We start from the raw sequence: 6,433 nt of genomic DNA, 5'->3' as shown, positions 1-6,433 counted from the left end.
GAACGCAGGCTTCGCCAGCTGCTACGGTTCGTGTTATCGCTTAACTGATCGGCATTAGGGCAAGCCCGCTCCCACAGGGTATTTGTGTCGTTCACAAATTTTGTGTTCAAAACCAAAACCTGTGGGAGCGGGCTTGCTCCGGCCGGCGATCCGACGCAAGCGATCTAACAGTCGATAGATCGTTCCCACGCTACGCGTGGGCATGCCTCCCCGGACGCTCCGCGTCCGCTTTTGGGACGCAGAGCGTCCCTTGCTGCATTCCCACGCAGAGTGGTGGGAACGATCACTCGGAAAAAAAACCCGCCATTCCTTACCCAGGAATGGCGGGTTTTGTCGTTTCAGACTTCAGGTCACACGGTATCCACCTTCAACGAATGGTCGTTCAACATGCCGTTGATGATGGTCGCCGTATCATGCCCACCTGCCACCACCCCACCTGCCCCCGGCGTCACGCCGTAATGATCGGCCAGGTCAACGCCAGCCAAGTCGATGGTCTGGTTCGGCGTGGCGCCGGCCATGGCGCTGACGTCGATGCTGGTCAGTACAGAGGCGCCGCTGCCGACGACTGTGAAGTGCAGGTAGTCATCCAGTGACGCCGTGGTGCCGTTTTCACCTTGCAGCAGTTGCGACAAATCAAGTTTGTCGGTGCCTGGGGTGAAGTCGGTGACGACGTCGTGGCCGCTGTTGCCTTTGAGCCACTGGAAGGTGTCGGCCCCTGCCCCGCCGGTGAGGGTGTTGTTGCCCAGACCGCCGATCAGGAAGTCGTCACCACCGCCACCGTTAAGGGTGTCGTTACCCAAACCGCCGTCGATGACGTTGCTGTTGTTGTCGCCCGTGAGGGTGTCGTTGAAGTTGGAGCCGGTCAGTTTTTCGATCCCGGTGAGGGTGTCGGTACCGGCCCCTAGAGTGTTTTGCGCTCCGGTGAGGCCGAGGTTGACCGTGACCCCGGCGGTGGCGTGGGCGTAGTTCGCGGTGTCAATGCCGGTGCCGCCGTCGAGCAGGTCGTTACCGGCGCCGCTGAACAGCAAGTCTTCGCCGGCACCGCCATGCAGCTCGTTGTTGCCGGAGCCGGCGGTAAGCACATCGTTGCCGTCGCCGGCATTGATGACGTTGTTGCCGGTACCGGCCACCATGACGTCATCGCCCGATGTGCCGGTGAGGGTGTGGCCATCCTGGTAGCTGATGGTCACTGCCGCAGTGTCGCTGCCGCCGTGGTTGTCGTTGGCGGTGTAGGTGCCGTGGGCGTCCGGTGTGAAGTCATGGGCATCCGCGTAGTTGACGGTCATGGTCAACTGGTAGTTCTCGGCTCCTTTGGCGTTGCCGCCAGTGGTGTTTTCGATGTTGGTGATGCGGATCTGGTAGGTCTCATCGGCCGTCGCGGCGATCCCGTCGACCGGAATACCGAAGAAGTTCACACCATTGAGGGAATACTCCATGGTGATGTGCCCGGCCGCCAGAGTGTGCGCCAAGTTGAGGGTTTCACCCTCTTTCAGCTTCACGGTGATGAGGTCTACATCATTGGTGTTATTGGTTGTCACCTGTCCCAGAGATCCGTTGATCACCAGTAGCGCCGTCATCGCGGCGGCATCGGCCTTAAAGGAACTGCGCACGTCCGCCAGGGAGTTACTGTTAGTGAAGTTGATTGGGGCACCGGTGCCGGTGAAGCCCGCACCTTTGGCCACCCAACCGGTACTGAAGTTAGTGGGCGAGGCGGTCAGCGGATCCTTGTCGGCATCGGTGTCGTTGGCCAGCAGCAATTCGCCTGGCACCACGATATTGCCCGACAGCACGTTGGTGATGATGTGGTCATCGAACGCCACCGGTGCCGCGTTCGGAATGACTTTGACGGTCAGCGTGGAGCTGGCCAAGTCGCCGTCGTTGTCGCTGACGGTGAAGCCGATGTTTTCGGTGAGGACCACGGCTGTGGATTTCTGCGAGGTGTAGTTGTACTCGCCGGTATCGAGGTTCACCACCAGGGTGCCGCCATTGTTGGTGGCGATGCTGATGCTGTTGTTCACCGTGTTGAACGTGCCGTGGTTAATGCCACTGAAGCCCAGCGAACCCTGGCCGCCCAAGCCTTTTGGGTCGTAGGTGTAGGTGGTGCCGTCGACCGTGAGGGTTTTGATGAAGCCGCCATCGGCGCCGAACGTACCGCCCTCCAGCAATGTACCGGTGACCGGCGCACCGACCACGGTGCCCGAGAGTACCGAGTTGAGCTGGTTGAGATCGGTCACCACGACCGCGTTGGTGTTGGTGTGGGTACTGCCGTCATAGGCCAGCGCATCGAGGTTGGCGTTGCTCACGCCGCTGCCCAGACCGATGGCGTAGTTTTTGATGCCGTTGGCGTCGAGGAAGGCTTTGAGTGCGGCCTCGTCCGCCGCACCTGTCTCCTGGCCGCTGGTCGGTTTGCCATCAGAGAAGAAGTAGCCGACGTTCTGGGCACCGGTCAGTTTTCCGGAGGTATTGAACGCCGTCTGCAGGGTGGCCACAGCCGCATCGTAGTTGGTGCCGCCGCCCGCAGTCAGGCCGGTAAGGATCGACTTCGCGGTCGCCACGTCGACCCACACCGATGTTCTGTCGGTGGCACTGCTGCTGAAGGTGACGAGTTGCACTTTCACATCGCCAAGGTCGTCGTATTTGTCGAGCAAGGCGCTGATGGCCTGTTTGGCCAACGCCAGCCGCGACAAGCCTGGCACGCCGGAGGCATCAGCCATACTGCCGGAAATGTCGAGCACGATCAGCAAGTTGGAGTCGATTTCCACCGCTGTCACCGAGCGATCCGATGCCCCTGCTTTCGGCACGTCGTCGACAATGTTGACGACAATGGTGCTGGTGGTGCTGTTGCCCAAGGCGTCGGTGGCTTTGTAGGTGAAGCTTTCGCTCAGGGTGTTTGGGCCGTCGTTGGTGTTCGGCGACGTTTTCGGCGCCGAGGTCAGGGTGTAGGTGTACGTGCCGTCGGCGTTGAGCTGAAGCTGTCCGTAATTGCCCGTAGCACTGCCAACCAGGCTGTAGGTATACGCGCCGCTGCCTCCGGAGACCGAACCGACCAGCGTCCCGGTGGCGGTTTCCCCGGTGTTGCCCGGGTCGCTGCCGGTGACGGTGCCCGCTGCCAGATCCTGACCTCCCTGGTTCAGGTCGAGGGCTTTTTCGTAGACCGTCACGTCCCGGTCAATCCCGGCTGTCAGGCTATTGTCGGTGACGTTGATGGTGATCGTGGTGGTGCTTTCATCGCCATCGGAATCGCGAATGGTGTAGGTGAACGTGTCCGTGGCGCCCGCAGCGCCCACCGAGTTCGGGTTGCTGTGGTACACGGCATTGCCGGCGGCATCCAGGGTCAGGTAACCGTAGGCGCCTGCGATGTTGTTGCCGAGCCCGCCGACCGCCGGGGTCGCCGTATTGCTGCCGGCACGTACGCCAATCACCGCCCCACTGACAGCCGGGCCATCAGCACCCAGCACGTCGTTGCCCAGAACGCTGATGTTGACCGTTGCGCCTTCCAGCGCACTGGCGGTATTCGGCGCTGCGGTGGGCAGGTCATCGATGATGTTGACGTTGATCTGACCCGACGCCGTGCTGCCATCGGTGTCTGTCGCGACCACATCGAAATTCTCGGTGAAGCTGTTGGCACCGGCGGCGGTTGGATGGGCTTCGTTATCCACCAAGGTGTAGCGGTAGCTGATCACACCGGTGGTCGAGTCGTAGCCAGTGATGGTCAGCTTGTTGCCCAGCGCGGTGACGATTGTTTGCGGGAACCCCGCCGTCACACCACCGGCCACCACGTGAATGCCCCCCACATCGAGGGTTTGCAGGCCATCGAGCGCGGTCACGGTGAGGGTGCCGTCCTTCGTCAGTGCCGGGGTGTTCGGGTTGGTGCCGTCACTGAGGTTTTTCTCGTAGACGGTCAGTTCTCCGCCATAGACGTTGAGGCCGTTGAGGGTCACCGGATCGTCGTTGTTGTGGATTTTCAGCACCAGGTTGGCGGTACTGACGTCGCCGTCGGCATCGGTGAGGGTGTAGGTAAAGGTTTCCGTGCCATTGCCGCCGCCGTGCAGGTTTTTGAAGTCTGCATCATTGGGGTTCAGCGTGTAGGTGTAAGTGCCATCGGCATTGAGCGCCAGTGTGCCGTATGTGCCGTTGAGCGTAGCGGGTGTGATCGGCCCGGCATTCGGCCCGGTCGCCACGCGATCTGCGCCTTGAATGTCGTTGTCCAGGACATTGCCGGTGAGGGTCAACGCACTTTCCGTCACGAGGGTCAGGTTCGTGTCATTCACGGCTTTTGGCACGTCATCGACAATGCTCACCACAATGGTGCTGGTGGTGCTGTTGCCAAGCGAATCGGTGGCCTGGTAGGTGAAGCTTTCGGTCAGCGTATTCGCGCCGTTATTGGCATGCGGCGTGGTGGTCGCCGGTGATGTCAGGGTGTAGGTGTAAGTGCCGTTGGGGTTGAGCTGGATCTGACCGTAGCTTCCCGTAGCGCTGCTCACCAGGGTGTAGGTGATCGCGCCCGTCGCGCCGGTGACCGAGCCCACCAATGTGCCCTTGGCGGTTTCGCCGGTACTGGTCGGGTCGCTGCCGATGACGCTGCCTGCGGCCAGGTCCTGCCCGTCCCTGGTCAGGTCCAGGGCTTTTTCGTAGACCTTCACGTCGGTATCGCGGGCCGCCAGGATGCAGCTGTTCGACACGTCGATGGTGATGGTGGTGGTGCTTTCATCTCCGTCGGCATCGCGCACGGTGTAGGTGAAAACATCGGTCGCGCCCGGACCATTCACCGCATTGGGATTGCTGTGGTACACGGCGTTGCCGTTGGCAGCCAGCGTCAGGTAGCCGTAGGTGCCGTTGATGTTCGAGCCCAGGCCACCGATGGCCGAGGTCGAGGTGTCGCTGCCGGCGCGCACGCCGACCACTGCGCCACTGAGTGCCGGGCCGTCGGCGCCGCCGATGTCGTTATCCAGCACGTTACCCGAGGCGGTTGCGCCTTCCGCTACCGACTTGTAGTCCGAGTGGGCGGTCGGCAGGTCGTCGATGATGTTGACGTTGATCTGGTTGGTCGCGGTGCTGCCGTCGGTGTCTGTCGCCACTACATTGAAGTTTTCGGTGACGCTGTTGGCGCCGTTGGCGGTTGCGTGGGTTTCCTTATCCACCAGGGTGTAGCTGTAGCTGACAACGCCGGTGGTGGCGTTGAACCCGGTGATGGTCAACGTGCTGCCCAAAGGCGTGACGATCGATTGCGGGAAGCCCGCCGCCACGCCACCGGCCACCACATGGATGCCACCGACATCGAGGGTTTGCAGGCCATCGAGCGCGGTCACGGTGAAGGTGCCGTTCTTCGTCAGGGCCGGGATGTTCGGGTTGCTGCCGTCGCCGAGGTTTTTTTCGTAGACGGTCAGTTCGCCGCCGTAAACATCGAGCCCTTTGAGGATCACCGGGTCATCGTTGTTGTGGATGTTCAGCACCAGGTTGGCGGTGCTGGTATCACCGTCGGCATCGGTAATGGTGTAGGCGAAGGTGTCCGTGCCATTGCCATCGCCGTGCAACGCTTTGAAATCGGCATCGCTGGTGTTCAGGGTGTAGGTGTAAGTGCCGTTGGCGTTCAACACCAACGTGCCATAAGTCCCGTTGAAGGTACCGGGGGTGATCGGGCCGGCGTTTTCCCCAAGGGTCACGCGGTCGGCGCCTTGCACGTCGTTGGTCAGCACGTTGCCGTTCAGCGTCAGCAGGGTTTCCGATGCGGTGCCGCCGCTGTCGTTCACCGCTTGAGGCAGGTCGTCGATGATGTTGACGTCGAGTGTGCCGGTGGCGGTGGTGCCGTTGTCGTCGACCACGGTCACGGCAAATTGCTCAGGCAGTAAGTTGGCGTCGTTGCCGGCGGGGTGGGCTTCGTTGTCGGCCAGGGTGTAGCTGTAACTCACCACGCCCGTGATGGCGTTGAACCCGGTGATGGTCAGCGTGCTGCCCAGCGGAGTCTCGACAGATTGCGGGAACCCGGCTGCCACACCGTTGGTGACGACCGCGATGCCGCCGACAGTCAGCGTAGTCACGCCGTCCAAAGCGGTGATGGTGAAGGTGCCGGTCTGAGTCAGCGCCGGGGTGTTCGGGTTGCTGCCGTCGCCGAGGTTTTTCTCGTAGACGGTCAGTTCGCCGCCGTAGACGTTGAGGCCATCGAGGGTGACCGGGTCATCGTTGTTGTGGATTTGCAGCACCAGGTTGGCGGTGCTGATATCGCCGTCGGCATCGGTAATGGTGTAGGCGAAGGTTTCCGTGCTGTCGCCACCGCCGTGCAACGCTTTGAAATCGGCATCGCTGGTGTTCAGGGTGTAGGTGTAGGTGCCGTTGGCGTTCAACACCAAGGTGCCGTAAGTCCCGTTGAACGTACCGGGAGTGATCGGACCGGCATTTTCCCCGACGGTCACACGGTCGGCGCCTTGCACGTCGT

At 61.6% G+C, this 6,433-nt stretch carries 1 protein-coding gene; it reads right to left on the bottom strand.

Annotation, left to right across the window (positions count from 1 at the left end):
* Positions 1-350: 350 nt before the first annotated feature.
* On the bottom strand, positions 351-6,433 hold a 6,083-nt coding region (locus PMI22_RS00310), incomplete at its 5' end, for an Ig-like domain-containing protein (RefSeq protein ID WP_007949485.1).

Source organism: Pseudomonas sp. GM21, from assembly GCF_000282215.1.
GTDB lineage: Bacteria > Pseudomonadota > Gammaproteobacteria > Pseudomonadales > Pseudomonadaceae > Aquipseudomonas.
Note: the sequence above shows the minus strand (reverse complement) of the source record. Positions and strands in the feature narration are given on the sequence as shown.